Here is a 25438-nt window from a genome sequence, read left to right as displayed (position 1 = left end):
GCCCGCAAATGAAACACCAACAATCTTCATGTCTAATAAAAATCTTAGCACTAGAGCATTTTGAATAATTCGATGTTCATTTATTTTAGGGAAAAGTAATGAATAATAAAAACGGTAATGCAAAAACAATAGCAACTGCTTTCATCATATCGGGATTAGCAAGCCAAAGTGTTTTTGCTCAGCAATCGCAAGAAAGCGACAAAAAATCTATTGAACGTGCTATTGAAAATATTACGGTAACAGCTGAGAAACGTAGCGAAAGTTTACAAGAAGTTTCTCAGGCGGTGACTGCTATATCTTCGGGCGAGCTTGATAAAAAATACATATCCTCTTTTGTCGACTTAAGTGCCGTTGCCCCAGGTGTGACAGTAGCAAAAAACGAAGGCTTTAAGTCTATTATCTCGATACGTGGTGTGGGTAACGAAGCAAACCAAAATGCCACTGCAAATCCATCTGTTTCATATCATATGGACGGGATCTATATTGCATCGCCATATGCTCTACAAACTGATTTTATCGATATTGAGCGAATAGAGGTGTTACGGGGACCGCAAGGGACGTTATTTGGACAAAACTCAACTGGCGGTGCAATTAACGTCATAAATACACTTCCCGTTTACAATGAGTTTGCTGGTAAAGCGGACGTTACAATAGGTAACTTCAACCTGAGAAAGGTTCGCGGTACGGTAAACGTTCCGGTGAGCGACTCCATAGCAATGCGAACATCAATTAGTGCAGTCAAGCAAGATGGCTACACACAGAACGTTTACAACGGCCCTAGTGTTACAGAGCGAGGTGAGACGTTCATTGGTGAAGATTTAGATAATATTGATAACCTATCGTTTAGAACCGACTGGCTTTTTTCCATCAATGACGATTTAAGTGTGCGCCTGTTAGCTCAAGTTTTTTCTGGAGAATCTAATGGTGCAGGTATAAAAGGTATAGACGACCCTACGCCAGGTGCACGAAATTTATCTCAGGACACAGAGTCATTCTACAAACTCGATTCCGAAGTGTTTGGTCTGATTGCTGAGTGGGACGCAGACTTCGCCGTAATTAAGTCGCTTAGCAGCTATCAAAAAGATGATATCACTGTAATTCGAGATAATGACCGTCATTCATTTTTGACCAATCCTGAAATTCAAATCAGTCAGTTTAACCCAGAGGTTAATGTCCAAACGACATTTACCCAAGAGCTAAACATAATTTCCAACGAACCATTATTTGGCAAGTTGGATTGGCTTGTGGGGATGTTTTATCTCGATACGGACATTGAAATTACCATACGAGAAGAACTTGACGTTGGTCGGGATGGTTTTTTAGATGGGTATGCAACAACATTTCCTGAGGTTTTTGGCGGGGACAGAGGATTTATTTCAGATTCGAATCCACAGCGAGAGTCGCTGTCATTTTATGGCCAAACAACCTACCCGTTTAATGAATCCTTCCGCCTTATCACGGGCTTGCGATATACCGATGACGAAGTTAAAAGTACCGTTTCTAATTTCTTCAGCCTAACCCCTTCATTTATCAACCCGAAAACGTCAGATTTGACAGGTCGTATTGCCCTTGAGTGGGACTTTGCCACCAGCGCAATGGCGTATGCGTCTTACACACGAGGGCTTAAGCCTGGTGGAAGTAACTTAACTTTTTCAGAAGGAGACGATGCATTGGTCCGTGAGGCTTTCGAAGATGAGACTATCAATGCCTACGAAATCGGATATAAGGCTGATTTATTCAGTAGCCTAGTACGTACTAACGTTGCAGCCTTTTACTATGACTATACCAACTTACAGTTTCAGGCATCAGATTTTAATGAGTTTGGCAGTGGCGTTTCAAATATTCCAAAATCAGAGATATACGGTTTAGAGTTTGAAATGACGGCATTGCTTGGTGACCATTTTAGCCTTGACGTAAAGTTGGGATTAACTGAATCAGAAGTGTCGGCTGATTATTTAGCACTAGACAATCGATTATTGATTGAAAGCGTTTTTTTAGCTGACGGAGTAACACCAGCAAAAGAAGAGATACACGGCGCTACACGAGACGTTGCTGGGTTCCTACAAAATTTAAATGGTAATGAATTAGCGAAAACACCGGGCTTGACCGCAGATATAACGCTTGCCTATGAAGATCAACTCTCAAGCGGAGCATATATAGTGGCGAGCTTACAATATACGCATAGAGGCGACTTTGAGCAGCGCGTGTTTAACAATCCTGAGGTAGATGACGTCGATGCGTACAATTTATTAAACGCCAATGTGTCTTACGATTCACCGGATGAAAGTTGGGGAGCCGATCTAATGGTGTACAACATCACCGACCAAGACGGCGTTAACTCATCAATGACAGACGTTTTTGGTGTAAATGAAACGGGATTTCAGTTTATTCCACCGCGTATGGTAATGGGGCGCGTAAGATTTGCATTTTAATCTTCCGTTCATCTCTTTTTAATGGAGCGTAAAAGGTTTAGTTACGTTCTTTCTCTACCATATAAAGGGTAGCAAATACTGTTGCCCTGCTGCTGAGAAAGTGGCAGGAACGTTCGCGGTGCATCTGGGTTGAGGATTTGATGTGTGTGCCATAGATAGCCCGTGTTAAACGATACAGTAGTAATCGTTACAATTATGCCCAACGCGTCCCTTCGTTGGGCTTTTTTTATGTTTTTACCGTTAGCCGGTAACCATTTCCCCGCAAAGTTTCTATCGAAATTGAGCTGTTCACACTGAGCTTTTGTCGCAAGCGACTGATGTATACATCGACAACGTTGGTCAAAGGGTCGCTATGACTTCTCCAAACTCGACTGAGTATTCGTTCTCTAGACAGCACTTTGCCTGCATTTTCTGCAAAATAGAATAAGGTGTCATACTCTAGCTTTGTAAGTGAGAGCTCTTCGCCGCAGAGAGTGACAATTCGAGAGTCTTTATCAATTTGCAAAGGGCCTACTGTAAAACTGTCGTTCACAGCCGTTTTGCCAGCTCTGCGTTTAAGTGCTGTGATACGTGCCAATAACTCGTCAAAGTCGAAAGGCTTACACAAATAGTCATCAGCACCCAGCGTTAAACCATTCACTCTTTCTTTCACATCGTCAACGGCTGTTAAAAGCAGAACCATAGGTGCATTTGGCATTGATTTTATGGTTGGAAGCAGTTCCACACTGTCCTCATCCCCAAACATTCTGTCGAGTACGGCAATAGCGGGAGACTCTTGCTTAATACGAGTGATCAAATTATGAAGCGTGCTTTCTTCAACACAATGGTAACCCTCAGCGCTCAATCCGCGAGATAGAAATCGTAGAAGTGGCGCTTCATCATCTGCAACTAAAATTTTCATTATGGCTGTCTCTCATTGTTTGGAACTTCGCTGAAAGTGGTTTCTTCAAAAGCTGCGAGCGGCTTATTGTTGTTTGCTTTTTTAATCGATAGCGTAAATGTTGAGCCTTTGCCCAGTGTTGATGTAGCCACCAGCTTTCCGCCGTGAGCCTCGGCAATTGCCTTCGCAATAGATAGCCCTAAACCCATGCCATCGCCTTTTCTTTTTAAACGCACAAAGCGCTCAAAAATGTGCTCTAAATCCGATGAGGAAATTCCCTCACTAATATCGATAACATGAATGTTTACCCAATGGTCGTTTTCATCTACGGCGAGAGTAATAGGGGCATGTTCAGTTGAATACTTACTGGCGTTCTCGATAAGTATAGTAAGCGCCTGAGTAATTCTGTCTTTATCGATAATTACGGTTTGACTTTTGTCCACGCTATCAATGTTCCACTTCAACGAAATTACACGTGGTTTCACAATTTTTTGCCATAATGCTATCTGTTCGTTAAGCAAAGACTTCAGTGAATATTCTGCAACATCTAGGGTGAACTCATGCATTTCTGCTCTAGCCAAAAGCAAAAGGTCGTCCACTAGTTTACTTAACTTCACAGACTGCTCTAAGATTGTATGAAGCGTTTCTTGGTATATCTCATTTGTCGCAGATTTTTGACGTAGTGTTACTTGGGCCTCACCCCGAATAATAGTGAGAGGCGTGCGCAATTCGTGGCTCACATCAGCCATAAACTGCCGACGCTTGGCGTCTAACTGAGTGAGTTTATTATTCACTTCTTGCAGGGCGCGAGTGCGGGTCTCAACATCATATTCTAGCTGCTTGCGGTAGGCTGATGCTTTGTCTTCGTGCTCAGCGAGTCTTGCAATCATTGAGTTCAACGCTTTAACCAAGTCAGTAAACTCATCATCCAGTGTTTCAGGTAGGCGATAATGATAGTTGCCAGATGCAATAGCATCGGTGCCTGTGCGAATAACGGTTAATGGGTGATACAAAGCATTAAACAGCCAGTAACAGCCTAATAAAATAAAAGGACAGGTAATAGCGCCTAAAATAATGGTAAACCAAACAATACTGGTGTTCAGCGTGTCTATACTTGCATTTATTCTAGATACTACTTTGCCTTGACGGACTACTGCTGCGTTTATAGCTTCTCTAAATTGATTATCAATGGTGCTTTCAAGAAGGGTGTGTAATCGCTCTTGTTCATGTAAAGGCGTGCTGTCGTTTAACTGGGCGATGTCGCGAAACTCTGAGACAATATAGGCAATCAACGCCTCAAGTTCGTCAGTATCTTCAACGCTGCCTTGAGTGGCATCAAGTCCTAATGCCTCTCGCTGGGCTAGTTCGAACTTCTTAATTCGCGTAATAGATTGATCAATTTTTTCTTGTTTGTTTCTAACATTCGCCTGATTAGCGCCCTTGCCAAAAATGAGTTCGTCAGTGAGTTGTTTAAACAATCGATAGGAAGTGCTCGAAAGCTCTTGATGCTCAGACAGAAGAGATTGAGCTAGTTGGCTTTGCTCTAAGTTTGCACGGGTGAGGTGAGCCGTAACAGCCGCACTTGCTAACGCGATAATAAGAATAAAGGTAGAGAGAAGGCCAAATAGATAGAGTTTGCGTTTATACATAATAATTTGAAATCGCGTTTATATATTTAAGTTTGTCGTCAACTTCGTCATTAATGATTCGGCATCAGTGGTGCAGGTCAACGATGCCAATAACTATCATCGCAATTATATTTGAACTCGTAACCACGAAACCTTATACGTTAGGTAATTGATATTCGGTCACTAAACTCAATACATTGCAAAGTAACTTATAAAAAACAAATCGAATATGGATAAAAATGCTATTTCATCAACTCGGGCAACGGCTAATAACCAGTTATATGAGGGGACGTGTGGGAATACTAGCCTAGTCTGTTCAGCGCTAATGACGTTTGATACTGAAGTTCGATATTAATCTTTTTATGGTTTGGGCTCCACCCTGCTAGAAAACGATGGAAATCGGCGCAGGCGAGAGAGTAAAGGCTTCTCCACTCGTTCACAATGAACGGAATGTCTTGTTCTGTGATGCTTGTTTTAGAGTTCGCACATTGGCGCTTTAAGGCACGTTCAAGCGCGGTAAAGTAAACATCTAAGCAACGGTCGCGGAACAGACGTTGATCGTTGTCGCTCAAAGCACTTCCCAAAAAATAGGCAACATCTTTAACCCCGGCGCCAAAGCCCACATATTGAAAATCTACTGCAGCGCACTGCGTATAGTGCGGTGTAAAACAGAAATTCGCCACTTTTGCGTCACCGTGAAGCAGGGTTTGGTATTTTGAGTTGGCGAGTAGGGTGCTTATCTCTTGCGCTCGCGTTTTCAACTCTGAAGAGGGCATGGCATTGTATTCATCACGTCGGGTGTTCAGATGCCAGTAGGTGCCTTCTTGCCAAACTTCAACGTTTTCGCCGTTAGGCTTTTTAAGGTTTAAAGATGGTTTCGTATCTATAAATGCGGCATGAAATTCCGCCAGCCAATGCAGTACAACCTGAGCTTGAGTAACACTAAGAGAGAGCGTGGTTTCAGAATAGCCCGCTGCTCCAAGGTCTTCCATAACTAACAGTGTTTTGTCTTCCTTGGTTTCAACAGCGATACCCCGAGGCGTTTTGCAAAACTCATTCGTGAATGGTTGAATGTGATTGTAAAAGTTATTTTCAATAGCAAATGACTTAAGCTTTCTTTGGTGGCCCGTTACTGAACTCCACCCCCTCGGGTGTTGAGCAACGTCAGTAGGCGAAGCGCACTTTACCACAACAGATAGCGGGCCTTCGGTTGTATTGGCATCGTGCTGCTCTAGAATAGCGCGGAAACAAGCACCGTAGCCACTCCACAGTGTTTGAATAAGAGATGCGCGGCTTATCGAGGCCGAGCAGACTTGCTCTACCCATGATAAAAATTGGGGATCTATTGCGCTATCAATGTTTGTATCTGCCGTCATTGTTGTTACCAATGGTCAATGTTTGAATACTTTCTAGTAGGTAATTATCTATACGGACTAATGGTATAAAATGCCATGCAATTAATACAAGTAGCGTCCACTTAACATAAAAATGTATGGTCCGCCTCGTTATTGCAATGATTAATTTCGATAACGGGGTTGGTTATGCGCTAATGTATTCGGAGTCTGTTTAGGCGCTTTCGCAACCCGCTCCACGATGAGATCCGCGCTGGATTATCCTCAAAAAACCGAAAGCTTCTGAGAGCTGTTTTTTATGTCAGGTTTTAATCCAGTGGTTCTACCGTTTTCGTCATCATATTTATCATTGCAAACCCGGTGCTAACGCTTTGCTGTTGAATGCTTTTTTTGTTTTCATCACTGCCCATGCTATTCGGGCCAGTTTGTTGGCCAGGGCAACGGTTACAACATTGAATGGCTTGGTGGCGCGTAAATTTATCAACCACTCGCCATAAATCTTTCCGGTCTTATCCGGCCTGGACATAACCGCCCTGGCGGCATGGATAAACAAGGTTCGGAGTTCTTTGTTACCCCGCTTGCTTATCCCCAGTAATTTGGGTTTACCGCCAGTTGAGTACTGCGCTGGAACTAACCCTAACCATGCAGCCATGTTTCTTCCGTTTTTAAAATCCGTAGCGCTACTGATGTTGGCAATACAAAGGCTGGCGGTCATATCGCCAATACCTGGGATGGTTTTAAGAAGCTGCCCTATCGGGTTTGTATCAACCAGTTGCTTTAGCTTTTTATCTTGTCTCTCAATGTTCCTGTTAAGGAGCAGGTAATATTCGTGCAGCTCCATGAGCTCTTCCATAAGTAACCCTGGCAAGACCTGCCGCTGCTGTGAAAGCCAGTTAAACAGTTGCTTCATTACGCTATGGCCTGTTGGAAGTGCAATGCCAAACTCCAGCAGTAAGGAGCCTATACGGGACATGCAGGCTGTTCTGTCTTTGACATACCCATGCCTTGCTTTATGAATAGCTGAAATGACCTGGGCTTCTTCTGATTTGACGCTGACAAACCGCATTTTCGGTCTTATTGATGCTTCGCATATGGCCTCTGCATCAATAAAATCATTCTTATTGCTTTTAACGAAAGGTTTTACGTATTGTGGCGGGATTAGTTTGACCGTATGCCCCATCAACTCACACTGCCTGCCAAGCCAGTGCGCACCGCCACAAGCTTCGAAGGCAATTGTGCATGGCGTTAATTGATGAAGATAGTGAATGAGTGCCGAGCGGGAAAATTTTTTGCGAATGATTTGATTATCTGAATAGTCGCGGCCTATCACGTGAAAAGATGATTTGCCTAAATCGATTCCAAGAACTTTAATAGTAGACATGATGGTTCGCCTCTTTGATTGCCTAACTCTAAGATTAGCTTAGAGGTGAGGCGGACCATCTAATTAAGCCGCTTCATAATGAAACGGCTTTTATACGGCTGCTACTGTGCTCATTCCTTAATACGACAGGAAGAGCCAGTAGGACAAGAGTGGCTTAACTCATTAATCTACACTCTCAGGCAAGGTTGCAGGAGCAGAAGCTCGTGCTGATGCTTGCGATACCAGCGCAGTTTTGCCGCAAACTGCCAAGGAAGGCCGCGCATCATCCGATTTTGAGACTAACTCAACATCGACAAACGCATCGTCAACAGAGGCAGGCGACGTCATTGGATGAGACGCTCTGCGCTTACCTAATCCGCTTGCGCCTAGAGATGATACCACCGCCGACGCTTTCTTAGCTGCTGGTTTATCCTCTACCTTTTTATCTTCCTTAGCGTTTATATCAGCGTCTATATCTTGCGCTTCCGTAGTCGCCTCTTCTGAGTGCTTATCAGTATGAGTATCTTCTTCCAAGTTAATCTCAACTTGCTTAGGCTCAACTGCTGCTGGCTGAGGTGTTTCAGCAGCTTGTGAAGAAGAAGTGTTTTGCTTAACTTCGTCTTCAGGTTGCGCTTCTTCAAACTGTAATTCATCTTGTGATGGACTTGCTTCTGCTACTTTTTCAGAGGTCTCATCGGCTACCTTTTCAACAGCCTCTTCAGCTTGCTGAGCAGGGGCTTCGGTCTCTTGTGTTTTAACAGGAGCTGGCGAAGGTGCCGCCTCTGATTGAGCTTCTGCGCTTTCTACCTTTGCTGCAGTTTCCGCGCCTGCGGCGCTGTCGACTTTAGCGTCGGTATTAGCTTCAACGTCTGGTGATAAGTTACCTGGCTGCTTCGCTTGAGTTTCATCAACGCTTACTTGTGAAGCATTATTTTGACTCTCGTTATCGACAGCATTGTTTCCTTCATCATTTTGCTGGGCTTCTTTCTTACGACGTTGACCGGCAGCACGAACATGACGCGGAGAACGACGTGAGCGTCCTCGGCTTTCACGCTTCTGGCCATTTTCGTCATTTGTTGATTCTGAAATTACCGCTGCTTCTTGAGTTTCCTCAGTAGACTCAGACGTTTCTGATGGCGAGCCGATCACTGTTTTTTCTTTAGCGTGATGCTTCTCTAAGGGCTTTCCTGCCGCATCTTCTGTTACGGGAGCAGAAGTTACTACTTGCTCTTTAGGTTGCTTATCAGCTTGGCTATCTGCTTGTTTCTCTACTTGACTTTCTACTTGATTTTGAGCGCTCTCAGGCTTTTTCGGTGCAGCTGGTTTGCTTTCCGCATTTGGTGCGCTCTGTGCGTTAACGTTTACTGAATCACCTTTGTTCACTCGAACACTGCGACGCTTATCACGACGTTTTCTGCGCTCGGCAACTTCGCGTTTCTTCTCAACTTGATTATTCTGCTGTTCAACATTGTCTTTAACAGTTTCATCTTGTTTAGGCGTGTCGTGCTTTGGCTTTTGCTGCTCGTCACGAGGCTGCTGCGCTCTGCGCGGTTTGCGGCCTTTGTTATTGTTGCGTTTATCGTCTTGCTCTGAACGAGGAGCGCGCTGCTGATCTTGCTCACCTTCTTTTGCCCCCGATGGGCCATTACGGCGCGTATTTTTACGAGGTTTACGACGGCGGTCATCATTATTGCGAGTATTACGCGGGTTTTTACCTTTGTAATTAGATGATGTCTTCTCTTCTTGTTTTTTCGTGTCTTTCGACGATGAGTCTGACTTATCATCAGAACCAAACATGTCGTTAATCCACTTACCTATGCGAGCAAATAAAGAGGGGACATCGCTAGATTGTGCTGGTTTCGCTTGTGTCTGCGGCTTTGGCTGAGACACAGGTGCTGCCGTAGTTGGCGCAACAAGCCCCTTGAGCGCAGGCTCTTCTCGTTTTACAGGAGCTGTTGTAGTAGATACTTTTTCAGTTTCCACTGCTGGCATTAACTCTACTTCGTAGCTTGCATCTTGCAGCGCATCATCTGGACGGCGGCGCTCTACCTGATAATGAGGAGTCTCAAGGTTTGCATTTGGAATAAGTAACAAATCAACACCATGACGCTTTTCAAGTAGCTGGATAGATTTTCGTTTCTCATTCAACAGATAAGTGGCTACAGAAACAGGGAGCTGTGCTTCTATTTGCCCTGTATTTTCCTTTATGCTTTCTTCTTCGAGTATACGAAGGATAGACAACGCGAGCGATTCTGTTCCACGAATGGTGCCGTGGCCTGAGCAGCGCGGGCAAACATGGTGTGCAGATTCGCCAAGAGAAGGACGTAAGCGCTGACGAGACATTTCTAATAAACCAAAACGAGAAATGCGTCCAAGCTGAACGCGTGCGCGATCGCTTCTAACCGCGTCTTTCATGCGGTTTTCGACTTCGCGTTGATGCCTAACCGGCGTCATGTCGATAAAGTCGATAACTACCAAGCCACCTAGGTCGCGTAAACGCAATTGACGGGCAATTTCATCTGCGGCTTCAAGGTTGGTGTTAAGCGCAGTTTCTTCAATGTCTCCGCCTTTTGTTGCTCGCGCAGAGTTAATATCAATTGACGTTAACGCTTCAGTAGGGTCGATGACAATCGAGCCACCTGAAGGCAGGCGAACTTCTCGTTGAAAAGCAGATTCGATCTGGCTCTCAATTTGATAATGGCTGAATAAAGGCACTTCACCGTGATATAGTTTCACGCGGCTTGCAAAGTCTGGGCGAACAAGCTCAATATGCTGCAAAGCCTGCTCATAAATACTGGTTTTATCGATCAGTATCTCGCCAATGTCGCGGCGTAAGTAGTCGCGTATAGCACGCACAATTACGTTGCTTTCTTGGTGAATTAGGAAAGGTGCTTCCCTCTCTTTTGCGACTTCGGAAATAGCTTCCCAGTGCTTAAGCAGAACTTTCAAATCCCACTCTAATTCTTCGTAAGACTTACCAACGCCCGCAGTACGAACAATTAAGCCCATACCGTCAGGAAGTTCTAATTTGCTTAACGACGCTTTTAACTCTGTGCGCTCATCGCCTTCTATACGACGAGAAATACCACCCGCACGAGGGTTGTTGGGCATCAATACTAAATAGCTTCCTGCCAAAGACAAAAACGTAGTAAGCGCAGCGCCTTTTTGGCCGCGTTCTTCTTTGTCAATTTGGATGATAACTTCTTGGCCTTCCTTGATAACATCTTTGATGTTAGGGCGGCCTTCAAATTTATAGCCTTTAGGAAAGTACGTGCGGGCAATTTCTTTTAGAGGAAGGAATCCGTGGCGGTCGGCACCATAATCGACAAATGCGGCTTCAAGGCTAGGCTCTACGCGGGTTATCTTACCTTTATATATATTTGCCTTTTTTTGTTCATGCCCTGGACTTTCTATGTCTAGGTCGTACAAGCGTTGCCCATCTACCAGTGCAACACGCAACTCTTCTTGTTGAGTTGCATTTATTAACATTCTTTTCATTGTATCTAACTCTGTTTTTGTACAGCCGTTAAGACACAAAATTAAAGTGACATGTGCAAACCCTCACCGCGCAACCTCTCGGCTGGACGGGGACTTTGTTGTTACATCGCATTATCTCCAGTGGGTAGCTTTTGCGTAAAATACGTGTCATACGCGGCTTCTATCAGAACTTCGGCTGCAAACGTTTTTGTTGTTTGCCTATGTTACCGCACTGATTCACCTTTCATAGGCTACACTGCTTTTGAGATGTCGGGAGCGACTCACCCTTATTTCTTTCTTCATTTTAACAAGCGATATCATGTGCATCGCTCATTTGTCATTTAATTCTGTTAGCAAAACGGCAAACTTATTTTATGTTCGCAAGCATGGTTTCGCTTATGTACGGCAGTGTTGTCGTTGCCTCTTAGCGAGTTCGGTATGAAATGTCTTGTTATGTTAATAACATTACCGAAACCTAACCTATGCTTTTTCGTTTGCGACTTGAACCTACGACCGAATACATCGTCGTTTTTAATTCAATATCGTCTTTATGAATTTTAGGCAGGTTGTTACGCGAAGAGTACGGATTGGCGTACGATTAAGATTCGCGATTTTAATGCCTAAAAAGCATAGTGAATTATCGCACCAAAAACTGAAATTAAGCAAGGTAAGTCGGTGAATAAATGTAACTATTAAATAGATACCTTAAAAAAACAGGCCACTCAGAATAAAAAAGACACAAATGCAATAAATTAGAGCAAATAGAAAGTTTCATAATGTTGATGGCAAAACATTGCGTTATAATGCCTGAATGAAAGAACAAGCCCCCCAAAAAGTCCGTTTTTTAACGGTCGATGCCGATCTAGCCGGTCAACGTATCGATAATTTTTTGCGTACCCAGTTAAAAGGTGTACCGAAAAGTATGATTTATCGCATTTTGCGCAAAGGCGAAGTGCGTGTAAACAAAGGCAGGGTAAAGCCTGAATATAAGTTGCAAACAGACGACATAGTTCGCGTACCTCCTGTACGTGTGTCTGAGGGCGCACCGGCACCGTCGCCCAAGTTAGATAAAATCGCCGCTCTTGAATCACATATTTTGTTTGAAGACGATCGCCTTATCGTTATGAATAAGCCATCTGGAATGGCAGTTCACGGCGGAAGTGGATTAAGCTTTGGTCTCATTGAAGGGCTTCGAGCTTTGCGCCCCGATGCAAAGTTTATGGAGTTAGTGCATCGTTTAGACAGAGATACATCTGGCTGTATGCTGATTGCAAAAAAACGCTCGGCACTGCGCCATATGCACGAGCAACTGCGCAATGGCAAAATGGACAAGCGTTATCACGCGCTTGTAGCAGGAGAGTGGCCGGTTAATCGATTTAAAGTAAAAGCGCCACTTAAAAAGAATACCCTCCAATCTGGCGAGAGAATGGTAAATGTAAGTGAAGATGGAAAACCGTCCGAAACTCGCTATCGAATTTTAACCCAATTTGAGGGGGCGACCTTAGTTGAGGCGTCGCCGATAACCGGGCGAACTCATCAAATACGCGTTCACTGCTTACATGCAGGGCATCCTATTGCCTGTGACCCTAAGTACGGCGACAACGATTTCGATGCCAGTATGAGGTCAAAAGGATTAGATCGCTTGTTCCTTCATGCGTACAGCATTGCTTTTATCCACCCTGGCACTGAAGAGAGAATGACTTTTAACGCGCCGTTAGATAGCCATTTGAATGCGGCACTAGGTGCTCTTTAACGCAATTTTTAAATCAATACCGAAGAGTAATGCAGTAGAAAGTATCAACACACGGATAAAAATATAAATGCAGAGCACGTCAAAGGCATCAAATAAACCGCGCTACAAGCTTGTCATTTTTGATTGGGACGGCACCGTCATGGATTCCGCCGACAAAATTATAAACTGCATGCAATTTGCCGCTAAGCAATGCGGTATGCCAATTCCAACAAGCGACGAAGTTGGGCATATTATCGGTATTAGCCTTAAGCCTGCCATTAAGCAACTATTCGATATTGATGATGATGCACTGGCAGAGAAATTAGTACTGGCATATAAAGAGGCGTTTTTGGCAAAAGATACCACCCCTTGTCCTCTTTTTGAGGGGGCTCAGGAAATGTTTGAAGCACTTAAATCTTCTGGTTGCACGCTGGCTGTTGCAACGGGCAAAGCAAGAAGAGGCTTGGATAGAGCGTGGAAGCAAACTAACACCGGTCATTTTTTCTCTGCCTCTCGCACAGCGGATGAAGCAGAGTCAAAGCCTTCGCCAGATATGCTACTTCAACTTGTTGATGAACTGTCGATGTCGATAGACGAGGCGGTAATGATTGGTGATACCACATACGACATGAAAATGGCGCAAGCGATAGGAATGGATAGAGTGGGGGTTTCTTATGGCGTGCACGCTCAAGTCCATTTAGAAACACTAAAGCCTAAAATAATTGTTCACTCTATCGAAGAGCTTAAGCGTTTTTTACTAAACGAGCCCGTTTAGATTAGAGTTGCTTCAAACGGGGAATATCTCTTCAACGTCAAGCGGTAGCTAATTCCAATAGGTTGACGTTGAAGTGGTTAGACAAGATGTCGTTTAACAACATGATGGGAAGCCCAATGAGGCTGTTGGCATCTCTGCATTCTATTCGTTCAAATAAAAGCACGCCCATTCCCTCACTTTTAAAACTGCCCGCACAATCGAGGGGGCGCTCTTTTTCTACGTAGCTTTTAAGAAGAGAGACAGGATTGTGGCGAAAGTACACGCGAGTTTCTTCTACTTCAACAACGGTTGTATTCCTGCTCGCTTGGTGGACGCATACCGATGTAAAAAACGACACCACTTTTCCTTGGCAGCGAGAAAGCTGCTCTACTGCGGTATCTGCATCTAAGGGCTTTCCTAGTAATAATGACGTAGCATCGGTTTCGAGGTAAGCAACCTGATCACTACCAATAATGATAGGGCTTTGATTTTTGCCTACAGTATAAGTATTAGAGTTGTTAGCGTTAAGTTGAGCACTTACCGCGCGTGCTTTTTCTTCAGCTAAGCGTTTGCTTAGCTCAAGCGCGCTCTCGCTTGGCATAGGTGTTTCATCAATGTCAGGGCTGACGGCGTCTACCTTAATACCGATATCGGCTAAGAGTTTTTTTCTATACTGAGAAGATGACGCTAGTATTAATGTAGTCACTTAATTTGGCTCCTTTTTCAATAAAAAAGCAATATTTGGTTAATCGGCCCTGAGGCTTTATTCGCCCGCGCAGCATTAAGTTTAAATGCCGTGTAGTCTGACTCTCGTTCTCCCTGGAGCATTGAAAGAAGCTTAGCGACGAAAGCTAGGCCGAAAGAAGCTAAGCGGTGAAGTAGCAACAGAAGCCCCATTTTACAGTGTTTTATACCAAGTTAAATCGCATTTTTGCTTTGACACAGGCGGGGTGAGGCTATATCATGCGCGCCCTATGCAGAAAGTGAAATTACCCCATTCGGTTGAACCGACCAAAAGTGCCACGAAACGTTCCGATTATCGGGGCGTAATTCTGGCTAAAGACATGGAACGATTGAGCGGGGCAGTTGTCCGATGCAGTGAATATGTGGACGCAGAAGTACAGTTCGAAAAAGACGCGCAGGGTCTTACTGTTTTTCACGGCCATTTATCTACTGACGTCACACTTATCTGTCAGAGGTGTAATGGTGAACTCGATTTATCCGTGAATGCGGATTTCTGCTTTACTCCAGTGCAGGGAGAAGAGCAAGAAAGTGATGACATCATTCCCGAGGCTTACGAACCGGTAGAGGTCGACGACCACGGAGAAGTTAGTCTGCTTCAGATATTTGAAGACGAATTACTATTATCATTGCCCATAGTGCCCCTTCATGCAGAGTCGGAGTGTGCTGTGAAGCGTGATGAAATGTCATTCGGAAAGATTGAACCGGAACAAGAGCGACAAAACCCTTTCGCGGTTTTGAAAGAACTTAAGCGAGACCAGGAGTAAGTTATGGCAGTACAACAAAATCGTAAAACGCGTTCAAAGCGCGGCATGCGTCGCTCACACGATGCATTGACAGGCGCGACTTTGTCTGTCGATCAAACGTCAGGCGAAACGCACCGTCGTCACCACGTGACTGCTGACGGTTACTATAAAGGCAAGAAAGTAATCGGCGCCTAAGTCGGATACTACACTTTGTCTAAGCTAACCATCGCGTTAGATATCATGGGGGGCGATCATGGTCCCCCTGTTATCCTTGCTGCAGCCGTCAAGGCCATTCAGCTACATCCCAATGTTCGCTTCACGCTTTGCGGCGACGACTCCAAAATTAAAAACGGCATAAGTTCGCTTACATCCAGCGAGAGAGAGCGTGTAGATATTGTACACTGCTCACAAACTGTCGAAATGGGCGAGGCACCCACATCAGCCTTACGAAATAAAAAAGATTCCTCCATGCGGCGCGCTGTAGAACTCGTTGAAAGCGGTGATGCTAATGCATGCGTTAGTGCCGGAAATACGGGCGCTTTGCTTACCCTGTCGTTCTACTTGCTTAAAACCTTATCGGGGATCGACAGGCCTGCTTTAATTAACATGTTACCCACCACGAGCAATCACAAGGTGTTTTTGCTAGATCTTGGTGCGAACGTAAACTGTACCCCCGAAATTCTTTTTCAATACGGTGTGATGGGCTCTGTCCTTGCACAAGAAGTTTCTGGTATTGCATCGCCTAGAGTTGCTTTGCTGAATGTGGGCGAAGAAGACATAAAAGGTAACGCACAAGTAAAGTCTGCCGACCAATTATTTAAAGACGCACCAGGGATAAACTACATCGGATTTGTGGAGGGGGATGATATATTTACCGACTATGCTGACGTTGTCGTTACCGATGGATTCACTGGTAACATTGCTTTAAAGTCCAGCGAAGGTTTAGCCAAGCTGGTGATTAATGAAGTAAAACGCCAGTCGCAGAAAAACCTCTACACTCGATTACTAGCCAAAATTGCCTTTCCATTACTGAAATCTATCTACAATAGCGTGAACCCCGACCAGTATAACGGTGCGAGTCTGATAGGATTGCGCGGCATTGTTATCAAGAGTCACGGAAATGCGCAAAAAGACGCTTTTTACTACGCCATTGTGCAAGCAATGAAAGAAGCAGAAATGCATTTGCCGGATAAGATAAAAACAAAGATAGAAACGGTATTGTTGGAGCAGCTTTGAGCAAATATTCTCGCTTTATAGGAACAGGCAGTTATTACCCCAGTGACGTGCGTACAAACGCCGATTTAGAAGTCATGGTAGACACCAGTGACGAGTGGATCACTGACAGAACGGGTATTAAAGAACGTCGAATTATTGGTGCGGATGAAACTGCCGCAACTATGGGGGCAGAGGCCAGTAAGAAAGCCATAGAAATGGCTGGCATCGACCCAAAATCCATCGACATGATTGTATGTGCCACAACAAGTGGTCGTTACGCACTTCCAAGTACCGCGTGTGAAATACAGCGTATGCTTGATTTAGACGGTATTCCCGCATTCGATGTTGCAGCGGCATGTGCTGGCTATTGCTATGCGCTTAGCGTTGCCGATCAATATATTAAGTCTGGTATGGCCAAGCGTATTTTGGTGATTGGTACCGACTGTTTAAGCCGTCTTATCGACCCAGCAGACAGAACTATGGTGATTTTATTTGGTGATGCTGCAGGTGCAACCATAATTGAAGCCAGCGAAGAGCCAGGAATATTATCAACGCATATTCACGCTGCAGGCTCATATGGTGATTTGCTTTATGTAGGTAACCCTACGCGAGGTGACGAACAGTCAGTTCATGAAAACTGGGGCGTGATGCGTGGCAACGAGGTGTTTAAAGTAGCGGTTAACAAGCTGTCGCAAGTTGTTGAACAAACCCTAGCCGCTAACGATATGCAAAAAACCGATTTAGATTGGTTAGTGCCACACCAGGCGAATTTCAGAATTATTAAAGCGACGGCGAAAAAGCTAAACATGTCGTTAGATCAGGTAGTATTGACGCTAGAACAATACGGCAATACATCGGCAGCGACAGTACCTACCGCGTTAGATACCGCTATACGCGATGGTCGAATTCAGCGTGGACAACACTTGTTGTTGGAAGCGTTTGGCGGCGGCTTTGCCTGGGCGTCTGCGTTAGTACGCTACTAATTGTTGAAAAGTGCCACAGGGCATCTTTTTGATATTAGTAGGGTAGAACACAAGATGCGCCATTTTTACTTCTAGAGGTTTATAAAATAATAAGGAAGCAGAATGACAAAAACAGCCTGTGTATTTCCAGGGCAAGGCTCACAAAGCGTGGGCATGCTAAAAGAATTGGCTGCTGATTACCCCGTTGTAGAGGCAACATTTAAAGAAGCGTCTGAGGTGTTAGGTTACGACCTCTGGAAGCTTGTTCAAAACGATGCCGATGGCCAATTAAACGAAACCCACATCACGCAGCCAGCATTGCTTACAGCAAGTGTTGCAACGTGGCGCGTTATTCGTGAACAAGGCTTAAATGTAGATTATTTAGCAGGTCATAGCTTGGGTGAATATTCAGCCCTTGTGTGTGGTGGGGCAATGAAATTCGCTGATGCGGTAAAGCTGGTTGAAGCACGAGGCAAATATATGCAAGAAGCCGTACCAGCAGGTGCGGGCGCTATGTTTGCTATTATTGGGTTAGACGATGCTTCTATTGCCAATTTATGTCAGCAAACCGCCATTGCTACTGGAGATGTTGTTGCACCGGTTAACTTTAATTCGCCAGGGCAGGTTGTTATAGCGGGCGAAAAAAGCGCCGCAGAACAAGCCGCTCAGGCGTGTAAAGAGGCGGGTGCTAAACGTGTGCTGCCACTAGCCGTAAGTGTACCGTCGCATTGCGAATTAATGCGCCCAGCCGCTGATAAGCTTGAAGATGCTCTTGCATCTCTTTCGGTCTCAGAGCCTACTATAAATATTGTTAATAATGTTGATGTGACTATTGAGACTCAAGGAGAAGCAATTAAAAACGCGCTAGTGCGCCAATTATATTGTCCTGTGCAATGGACTCGAACCGTTGAGTATTTGGCTGCTGCAGGCGTAGAGCGTGTTATCGAAGTTGGTCCAGGAAAAGTACTGACCGGCTTGAACAAACGAATTAACAAGAGTCTTGAGTCTCTTGCTGTGAATACACCTGAGGGTGTGGAAGCATTAAAACAATAAGGAAATGCGATGAGTCAATTAGACGGTAAAGTTGCCCTTGTTACTGGTGCAAGCAGAGGTATTGGGAAAGCCATTGCTACTGCTCTTGCAAATCAGGGGGCTACGGTCATTGGTACCGCAACAAGTGACAGTGGTGCTGAAGCTATATCGGCCTACCTCGGCGCTTTTGGTGGCAGAGGCCTGGCGCTAAATGTTACTGACAAAGACAGCGTTGATAGTGTGTTAAAAGATATCACCGCTGCCGAGGGCGGCATTGATATTTTAATTAATAACGCAGGCATTACTCGCGATAATCTTTTATTGCGCATGAAAGATGATGAGTGGCAAGATATCATCGACACCAACCTGACATCGATATTTACGCTATCTAAAGCCGTGCTTCGCGGTATGATGAAGAAACGATGCGGGCGAATTGTTAATGTAGGTTCGGTGGTAGGTAGTGCTGGAAATGCGGGGCAAGCGAATTATGCCGCTGCAAAAGCAGGGGTCATTGGGTTTTCGAAATCAATGGCAAGAGAAGTTGCTTCTCGCGGGATCACTGTTAATGTTGTAGCCCCTGGTTTCATCGACACAGATATGACAAAGTCATTGTCTGATGACCAAAAAGAAGCCATTTTTAAAGATATTCCAGCAAACCGTTTGGGCTCTCCTGATGAAATTGCCGCCACTGTTGCCTTTTTAGTGAGCGACGGTGCAGCGTATATTACGGGCGAGACTATCCATGTAAACGGTGGGATGTACATGGGTTAAATTCGCAAAAATTGCGAATTTTGTTGAGTTTAGGGTGGTATTTACCCAAACTTGGATGTAAAAATAGTATTTAAATAATTTCGAATGTCGCTGGTTTGACCAGAAAATTAGTTTACACTGGTGCTTGCAAGGAACGACCTAGCAAAATAAACTAGCGACACTTTTGTTATCTAGTGACGTTTAAGGGAAACCTAGAATTATGAGTAACATTGAAGAACGCGTTAAGAAAATCATCATTGAACAGCTTGGCGTTAAAGAAGAAGAAGTAAAAGCAGAAGCTTCATTCGTTGACGATTTAGGCGCTGATTCACTTGACACTGTTGAGTTGGTAATGGCTTTGGAAGAAGAATTCGATACTGAAATTCCTGACGAAGAAGCTGAAAAAATCACTACTGTACAATCAGCAGTTGATTATATTAATGCTAATAAAGACGCATAAGTCTTAATTTAGTTACGAAACGGCTCTTTTTTAGAGCCGTTTTTGTTTCTCCTACTTTTAGTTCCAAAGCGAGGACTTTTTGTGACAAAACGTCGCGTAGTGGTTACCGGAATTGGGATGCTTTCACCATTGGGTCTTAACAGTGAAGACACATGGCGCAAACTGCTCGCAGGCGAGAGCGGCATAGGTGAAATCACTCACTTCGACTGTAGTAACTATTCAACCCGTTTCGCAGGTCAAATTAACGATTTTGATCCTTTGGATTATATCGATAAAAAAGAAACCAAGAAAATGGACCGTTTTATCCAGCTGGGTGTTGCAGCGGGTAAACAAGCACTAGCCGATTCCGGATTGCCTATTAACGATGATAACGCTCACCGCGTAGGTGTCGCGATTGGTTCAGGTATTGGCGGTCTTGAGCAAATAGAGCAAAATCATAGTAAGTTGCTTAACAGCGGGCCAAAGCGAGTATCTCCTTTCTTTGTGCCTTCAACCATAACGAATATGATCTCTGGCTTCCTTTCCATTATGGAAGGATTAAAAGGGCCAAATATCAATGTTGTTACCGCGTGCACAACCGGCGTTCATAATATCGGTATTGCAGCAAGAACCATTGCTTATAACGATGCAGACGCCATGTTAGCAGGAGGGGCGGAGGCAACTATTACGCCGCTAGGTATTGCAGGTTTCGCTGCTGCTCGCGCGTTGTCGTCTCGTAACGACGATCCTAAAGCAGCTAGCCGCCCGTGGGACAAAGATCGCGATGGGTTTGTCATGGGCGAAGGCGCTGGTGTAGTGATGCTTGAAGAGTACGAATCAGCAAAAGCACGTGGTGCTACTATTTATGCTGAACTTGTCGGCTTCGGCATGAGCGGTGATGCTTATCATATGACGTCACCACCTGAGGACGGTGAGGGTGCTGCAACGTCAATGCAAAACGCATTGTTGGATGCGAAGATTGATCCAACCGAAATTGGCTACATAAACGCTCACGGTACGTCCACACCGGCAGGTGATGTCGCTGAAGTTGCAGCAGTAAAACGCGTATTCAACGAGCATGCTTACGATCTTTTAGTTAGCTCAACAAAATCTATGACGGGTCACTTACTTGGGGCTGCAGGCTCTGTAGAAGCCATATTCACGATATTGGCATTACGAGACAAGATGGCACCACCGACTATTAATTTAGACGAGCCTGGTGAGGGATGCGACCTCGATTTTGTCGCCAATAAGGCGAAAATGTTTACTGCCGACCACGCGTTGTGCAATTCATTTGGTTTTGGTGGAACCAACGGTTCACTTGTATTCAAGCGCCTTTAATACCGCGTAAAACCATATACTTGCTAAAAATACAAAGGGTGATACATGCTATGTGTCACCCTTTCTTGTTTGCCTTTGGCAACTTGGTATACTGCACCCATCCCCAATGTATTTAAGATGTTTAACAGGCAGTGAAAATAATACCTCCAAATATGCCTATACCCGCTAGTGATAGGGCGTTTAATTACGGTGACGGTGTCTTCACAACAATGTGTATCTGTAACGGACGAGCCGAATTGTTATCGTTTCACCTGTCTCGTCTGCTGCACGATGCTACAGCGATTGGTCTTGTTATCGACACTAGCGCCATTAAAAACGCAATATTGAAAGAGATAGCGAATAATTCACCTGAATCAGGCAGTGTGGATGAAAAATATGTTCTTAAAATTCACGTCTCCGGCGGTGAGGGCGGGCGTGGGTACAGTCGTAACGAGCAGAACCCACCTGTAGTAAGACTTACAAAGCATGAATATCCCTCCCATTATAACGTTCTCTACAGTACGGGGTTGAAGCTAATTTGTGCACAAACCGCACTGGCAATTCAACCAATTCTCGCGGGGGTTAAGCATGTTAACCGTCTCGAACAGGTACTGATAAAGCGTGAAGTCAGCCTTGCGAATGTAGATGATGCAATAGTGTGCGATACGCAAGGTAACGTGATTGAAAGCAGCGCCGGAAATATATTCTTTTTTACAAACAATATGTGGTGCACTCCATCGCTTCACGGTAGTGGAGTCAATGGGGTCGTACGGCAATGCTTACTTGATGCTTTTGAAAAAAATAACATTCCCCATGAAATTGGCCAATTTACTACCGATGAAATTAAGTGCGCCGAGTGCGTGGTGGTAACCAATGCGCTGATGAAAGTGATGCCGGTAAAATCTGTTAGATTCGATAACGACCAATCTACGTCTTTTCCCGTAATGGGCGAGCAAATCCAATCCATTTCAGACTTATTATCATCGCACCTTCAACAGCTATCTTATGACTTAGGTGAGGTGGAGTCAGCAAGGCAGGGCTTTGCAACGTCGCTAGAAAAGGAAATAAGGTAGTGAAACGTTTTTTAATTCTTACTATTACGTTCGTCATACTACTTTGCCTATCTGGCGTGGCAGGCGTGTTTTATGTGATTGATAAAGTGCAAGCACCGCTTCGTATTGAGCAAAATACGCTGTTTTCCATTGAAAGGGGAGGCAATGCATATCGCACGGTCAAGCGTTTGAGAAACGAAGAAGTGACGACTATTTCTCCGCTTATCGCCAAAGTATGGCTTAGATTTTTTGCCCAAAGCACTGACATAAAGTCTGGAACTTATATGCTGCAACCTGGGCAATCGTTGGCGGATGCTTTTGCTACATTTACCAATGGCGACGAATATCTTTTTTCCGTCAGTCTTGTTGAAGGGCTAACCCTTGCTCAGTGGCAAGATACCTTAAAAGGTAATGGCGAAATACAATTTGATTTGACAGAGAGAACGCTGGCGCAAACCGTTTCGCATTCAATGCTTCTCGCTGGCAATACCAGTGTTACTGCCACAACTACGAGTGGTTCAGAAAATAGCGAAGGCTGTTGTGATAGTATCAAAAACCCGGAAGGACTTTATCTGGCAGACACCTATTTTTTCACCAAAGGAACCAAAGCCAGTGAGATTTTGACGCGCGCTAATAAGGCCTTGTTTGAATTTCTAATGATAGAATGGAAAAATCGAGATATTGACTTGCCGCTTTCTACACCTTATGAGGCTTTGATTTTAGCGAGCATTATCGAAAAAGAGACCGCCGTACCCGAAGAGCGTGATTTAATTGCGGGAGTATTTGTAAACAGGCTGAATAAAAAAATGCGTCTGCAAACAGACCCTACAGTGATATACGGTATCGGTCCTACGTTTGATGGGAACATTACCCGCAAGCATTTGCGCACAGCAACGCCATACAATACCTATGTTATTAAAGGGTTGCCACCAACGCCCATAGCGATGGCCGGTAAAGCAGCAATAAAAGCTGCACTATCACCAAAAACAACCGATGCGCTATATTTCGTTGCTAAAGGTGACGGAAGTCATCAATTCTCAAATACCCTCGAGGAGCACAATGCCGCCGTACGACAATTTCAATTAAAACGTTAGAAACATAGCGTGGCGTATTGCAGCTTCAAGCAATCATCAAAACAGAGATCTTAATAAAATAATGAATGGAAAATTTATAGTCGTTGAAGGACTTGAGGGCGCGGGAAAAAGCTCGGTGATAAGTCGTATAGTTGATGAACTTAAAAGTGCCGGTAAAACTGTTGAGCAAACCCGCGAGCCTGGCGGTACCCCTATGGCAGAAGCTATTCGAGATTGCGTTAAACACGATTGGGATGAGCAGGTTGCCGAAGAAACAGAGTTATTATTAATGTACGCGGCAAGAGTGCAGCTTTTGACCAACCGTATTCATCCCGCATTAGAAAAGGGGGATTGGGTTGTAGGCGATAGACACGATCTTTCATCGCAAGCCTATCAGGGCGGTGGAAGAGGGGTTTTAGAAACGACCATGCGCTCTGTGAGCGAGATCGCACTAAAAGGCTTTAAGCCACACCTTACTGTATATTTAGACGTAGATCCCGCTGTTGGATTAGAGCGTGCTCGCGGTCGTGGTGAGCTTGATAGAATAGAGCAATCTGGACTGGCTTTTTTTGAGCGTACTCGTGAGAAGTACTTAGCGCTGGCAAAGTCTGACGACAGTATTGTGACCATAGATGCAATGCAGCCAATGGAGAAAGTTCACAGTGCTGTTTCTGCATTAATCAAGCAATATGTTATGGGTAAATAATTCATGTTTCCGTGGTTTTCTGACATTTTTCGTTCATTTAGCTCCCGTTATCTAGCGAATAAGCTTCACCACGCAGTATTGCTTAGTGGTGCCAGTGGTATTGGAAAATATCAATTGGCCCAAGAGCTTGGTAATACCTTGCTTTGTAAAGCGCCCTCGTTAGAAGGAGCCTGTAATCAATGTCAGAGCTGTTATTTGCGAATTGCGGGTAATCATCCAGATTTGTATGTATTGGAAAGCGAAAAGCAGCTAGGTGTTGATAAAATTCGTGAAGGGATTGCAAAGTTAAGTGGCACCGCTCAAATGAGTGGTAATAAGGTGTTACTTATCCCTAATGCAGATACCATGACAGAAGCGGCTGCCAATGCATTGCTCAAGACACTTGAAGAACCAACTGCAAACACCTACTTACTTCTCATAACTAATAGTGTGACTAAATTAATGCCCACTATTTTAAGCCGCTGCGAAAAACATGCTTTAGGTTTACCCAGCGTAGAATTAAGTTTGAACTACCTCAAAGATAACGGCGTAGAAGATGCTAGCGAGGCGCTGCTTGCCGCTTATGGTCATGCTCCTCTGCGAGTAGAAGCTGCTTTAAAAGGCGAAGAGGAGTTTAGCTATAGAACGTTTAATGATGACTTTCAGGCTTTGTTGGCAGGGGATGCAAACAGCCAAGCCCATAGACTGGCAAAGAAATGGCAGGATAACGCGGTTTTAGCCGCTCAGTGGTGTATGCAAAAAGCCCGTGGAGATTATATGAATAGTCAAAACTCTTCAGATTACACTCGCTATGTTAAATGTGTTGAGGTAACGAAAACATTGCAACATCCGGGAGTGAACAAATCCATGGTATTATTTGGGTTACTTAAGCAGTTTCAGCGATAGACATATGTTGTAACTAAGTGTGCCAAGAGTGCGAGGCGCGCTTTCAATTCATTATTTTTATTCACGAGCTAGGGAATACATGCTGGCTCTAAATCATGATTAACAGTATTAAAGGTTTATTTTGTTTGTAGATTCTCACTGTCATTTGGACAGATTAAAACAAGGTCCTGAAGAATTAAAAGAAACACTCAACTTTGCCCGCACTCGAGGGGTAGAGCATTTCTTATGTGTGTGTGTCTCGGTGAGTGACTATGACAGCATGCGTGATGCAGTAAGTGAATTTGATGACGTGTCTGTGTCTTGTGGTGTGCACCCTTTACATCAAGATGAGGCGTGTAGCTACGATGAGTTATTAGAAAAGGCACAACACGGCGATGTCGTTGCTATTGGAGAGACGGGGCTCGACTATTTTTATAGCCCAGAGAGTAAAGATGTTCAATTAACGTCATTTGTAGACCACATCAAGGTTGCCAATGAAACCAAAAAGCCGCTTATTATTCACACTCGTGATGCCCGAGAAGACACCATTAATTTGCTAAAAGAGCATAAAGCACCAGATACTATTGGTGTGCTGCATTGCTTTACAGAATCGTTAGAGATGGCCGAGGCGGCAATAGATATGGGCTTCTACATATCCATTTCGGGCATTGTAACGTTTAATTCGGCAGATGAATTACGAGAAGTGGTGAAGTCTATTCCTATTGAGCGGTTGCTAATTGAAACTGACTCTCCTTGGTTGGCACCCGTTCCTCATCGAGGGAAACAAAACCAACCCGGTTACGTTGTTGAGGTAGCAGAGTTTATTGCCGAGCTAAAAGGTATTTCAGTAAAAGAACTCGCACGGATTACAACGGAAAACTTTTACACGCTTTTTGCCTTAGCGAAAGATAAGGCTGCTTAGG

Annotated in this window: 22 protein-coding genes; 16 read left to right on the top strand and 6 right to left on the bottom strand. The window is 44.4% G+C overall.

What is annotated here, in order from left to right; translation table 11 throughout:
• Window positions 1–98: 98 nt before the first annotated feature.
• Complete coding sequence (locus tag CW735_RS11675; protein ID WP_100972276.1) at window positions 99–2432, top strand: TonB-dependent receptor; 2334 nt, start codon at window positions 99–101, stop codon at window positions 2430–2432.
• 226 nt (window positions 2433–2658) lie between these two features.
• Here CW735_RS11675 and CW735_RS11670 read toward each other — a convergent pair whose 3' ends face one another.
• From CW735_RS11670 to rne, 5 genes are all read right to left on the bottom strand, one after another.
• Complete coding sequence (locus CW735_RS11670; protein WP_100972274.1) at window positions 2659–3333, bottom strand: response regulator transcription factor; 675 nt, start codon at window positions 3331–3333, stop codon at window positions 2659–2661.
• The gene (locus CW735_RS11665) at window positions 3333–4961 is read right to left on the bottom strand and encodes a sensor histidine kinase (RefSeq protein WP_100972272.1); all 1629 of its coding nucleotides are present in this window, start codon (window positions 4959–4961) and stop codon (window positions 3333–3335) included. The genes CW735_RS11670 and CW735_RS11665 overlap by 1 nt, the downstream gene beginning before the upstream one ends.
• 281 nt (window positions 4962–5242) lie before the next feature.
• Window positions 5243–6316 carry an ecdysteroid 22-kinase family protein gene (locus CW735_RS11660; RefSeq protein WP_232368274.1) on the bottom strand — a complete coding sequence of 358 codons (1074 nt, stop codon included), beginning with the start codon at window positions 6314–6316 and terminating at the stop codon, window positions 5243–5245.
• A gap of 322 nt (window positions 6317–6638) precedes the next feature.
• Window positions 6639–7673 carry an IS110 family transposase gene (locus CW735_RS11655; protein ID WP_100970746.1) on the bottom strand — a complete coding sequence of 345 codons (1035 nt, stop codon included), beginning with the start codon at window positions 7671–7673 and terminating at the stop codon, window positions 6639–6641.
• 162 nt (window positions 7674–7835) lie between these two features.
• Window positions 7836–11150: a ribonuclease E gene (gene rne, locus CW735_RS11650; RefSeq protein WP_100972270.1), complete on the bottom strand. Its 3315-nt coding sequence runs from the start codon at window positions 11148–11150 to the stop codon at window positions 7836–7838.
• A gap of 790 nt (window positions 11151–11940) precedes the next feature.
• On the opposite strand from rne, the gene rluC reads away from it, so the two are divergent.
• Both rluC and CW735_RS11640 read left to right on the top strand, forming a co-directional pair.
• Window positions 11941–12882: a 23S rRNA pseudouridine(955/2504/2580) synthase RluC gene (gene rluC / locus CW735_RS11645; protein ID WP_071979113.1), complete on the top strand. Its 942-nt coding sequence runs from the start codon at window positions 11941–11943 to the stop codon at window positions 12880–12882.
• A 67-nt stretch (window positions 12883–12949) separates the two neighbouring features.
• Window positions 12950–13636, top strand: a complete 687-nt coding sequence (locus CW735_RS11640; RefSeq protein WP_100972268.1) for an HAD family hydrolase — start codon at window positions 12950–12952, stop codon at window positions 13634–13636.
• A 37-nt stretch (window positions 13637–13673) separates the two neighbouring features.
• Here the strand turns inward: CW735_RS11640 and CW735_RS11635 are convergent, their stop codons facing one another.
• Window positions 13674–14321, bottom strand: coding sequence for a Maf family protein (locus CW735_RS11635; RefSeq protein ID WP_100972266.1), 648 nt, complete (start codon window positions 14319–14321; stop codon window positions 13674–13676).
• A 268-nt stretch (window positions 14322–14589) separates the two neighbouring features.
• Here CW735_RS11635 and yceD point away from each other — a divergent pair, with 268 nt between their 5' ends.
• The 13 genes from yceD (at window position 14590) to CW735_RS11570 (ending at window position 25437) form a co-directional block, all read left to right on the top strand.
• Complete coding sequence (gene yceD, locus CW735_RS11630; protein WP_071979110.1) at window positions 14590–15123, top strand: 23S rRNA accumulation protein YceD; 534 nt, start codon at window positions 14590–14592, stop codon at window positions 15121–15123.
• A gap of 3 nt (window positions 15124–15126) precedes the next feature.
• Window positions 15127–15297, top strand: coding sequence for a 50S ribosomal protein L32 (gene rpmF / locus CW735_RS11625; protein ID WP_071979109.1), 171 nt, complete (start codon window positions 15127–15129; stop codon window positions 15295–15297).
• Window positions 15298–15312: 15 nt separating this feature from the next.
• Entirely contained in the window at window positions 15313–16338 is a 1026-nt protein-coding gene (gene plsX / locus CW735_RS11620; protein ID WP_100972265.1) for a phosphate acyltransferase PlsX, read from the top strand.
• Window positions 16335–17300 carry a beta-ketoacyl-ACP synthase III gene (locus CW735_RS11615; protein WP_071979107.1) on the top strand — a complete coding sequence of 322 codons (966 nt, stop codon included), beginning with the start codon at window positions 16335–16337 and terminating at the stop codon, window positions 17298–17300. Before plsX ends, CW735_RS11615 begins: the two co-directional genes overlap by 4 nt.
• Before the next feature lie 102 nt (window positions 17301–17402).
• A complete protein-coding gene (gene fabD, locus CW735_RS11610) occupies window positions 17403–18332 on the top strand; it encodes an ACP S-malonyltransferase (protein WP_100972263.1) in 930 nt (309 codons plus the stop codon).
• A 9-nt stretch (window positions 18333–18341) separates the two neighbouring features.
• Window positions 18342–19082 (top strand): 3-oxoacyl-ACP reductase FabG, encoded by a 741-nt coding sequence (fabG, locus tag CW735_RS11605; RefSeq protein WP_071979105.1) that lies wholly within the window; start codon window positions 18342–18344, stop codon window positions 19080–19082.
• A 199-nt stretch (window positions 19083–19281) separates the two neighbouring features.
• A complete protein-coding gene (acpP, locus tag CW735_RS11600) occupies window positions 19282–19521 on the top strand; it encodes an acyl carrier protein (protein ID WP_032095800.1) in 240 nt (79 codons plus the stop codon).
• Between the two features lie 81 nt (window positions 19522–19602).
• Window positions 19603–20841 (top strand): beta-ketoacyl-ACP synthase II, encoded by a 1239-nt coding sequence (gene fabF / locus CW735_RS11595; protein ID WP_071979104.1) that lies wholly within the window; start codon window positions 19603–19605, stop codon window positions 20839–20841.
• Between the two features lie 131 nt (window positions 20842–20972).
• Window positions 20973–21893 (top strand): aminodeoxychorismate lyase, encoded by a 921-nt coding sequence (pabC, locus tag CW735_RS11590; RefSeq protein WP_083595221.1) that lies wholly within the window; start codon window positions 20973–20975, stop codon window positions 21891–21893.
• On the top strand, window positions 21893–22966 hold the full coding sequence (mltG, locus tag CW735_RS11585; protein WP_100972261.1) for an endolytic transglycosylase MltG: 1074 nt from the start codon (window positions 21893–21895) through the stop codon (window positions 22964–22966). Before pabC ends, mltG begins: the two co-directional genes overlap by 1 nt.
• Before the next feature lie 61 nt (window positions 22967–23027).
• Window positions 23028–23651: a dTMP kinase gene (gene tmk, locus CW735_RS11580; RefSeq protein WP_100972259.1), complete on the top strand. Its 624-nt coding sequence runs from the start codon at window positions 23028–23030 to the stop codon at window positions 23649–23651.
• A gap of 3 nt (window positions 23652–23654) precedes the next feature.
• The gene (locus CW735_RS11575; RefSeq protein ID WP_100972257.1) at window positions 23655–24536 is read left to right on the top strand and encodes a DNA polymerase III subunit delta'; all 882 of its coding nucleotides are present in this window, start codon (window positions 23655–23657) and stop codon (window positions 24534–24536) included.
• Between the two features lie 121 nt (window positions 24537–24657).
• Window positions 24658–25437, top strand: coding sequence for a TatD family hydrolase (locus CW735_RS11570; RefSeq protein WP_071979099.1), 780 nt, complete (start codon window positions 24658–24660; stop codon window positions 25435–25437).
• The last annotated feature ends 1 nt before the right edge of the window (window position 25438 follow it).

This window comes from Alteromonas sp. MB-3u-76, assembly GCF_002831605.1.
Lineage (GTDB): Bacteria > Pseudomonadota > Gammaproteobacteria > Enterobacterales > Alteromonadaceae > Alteromonas > Alteromonas hispanica.
This window is presented reverse-complemented; position numbering and strand designations above follow the sequence as displayed.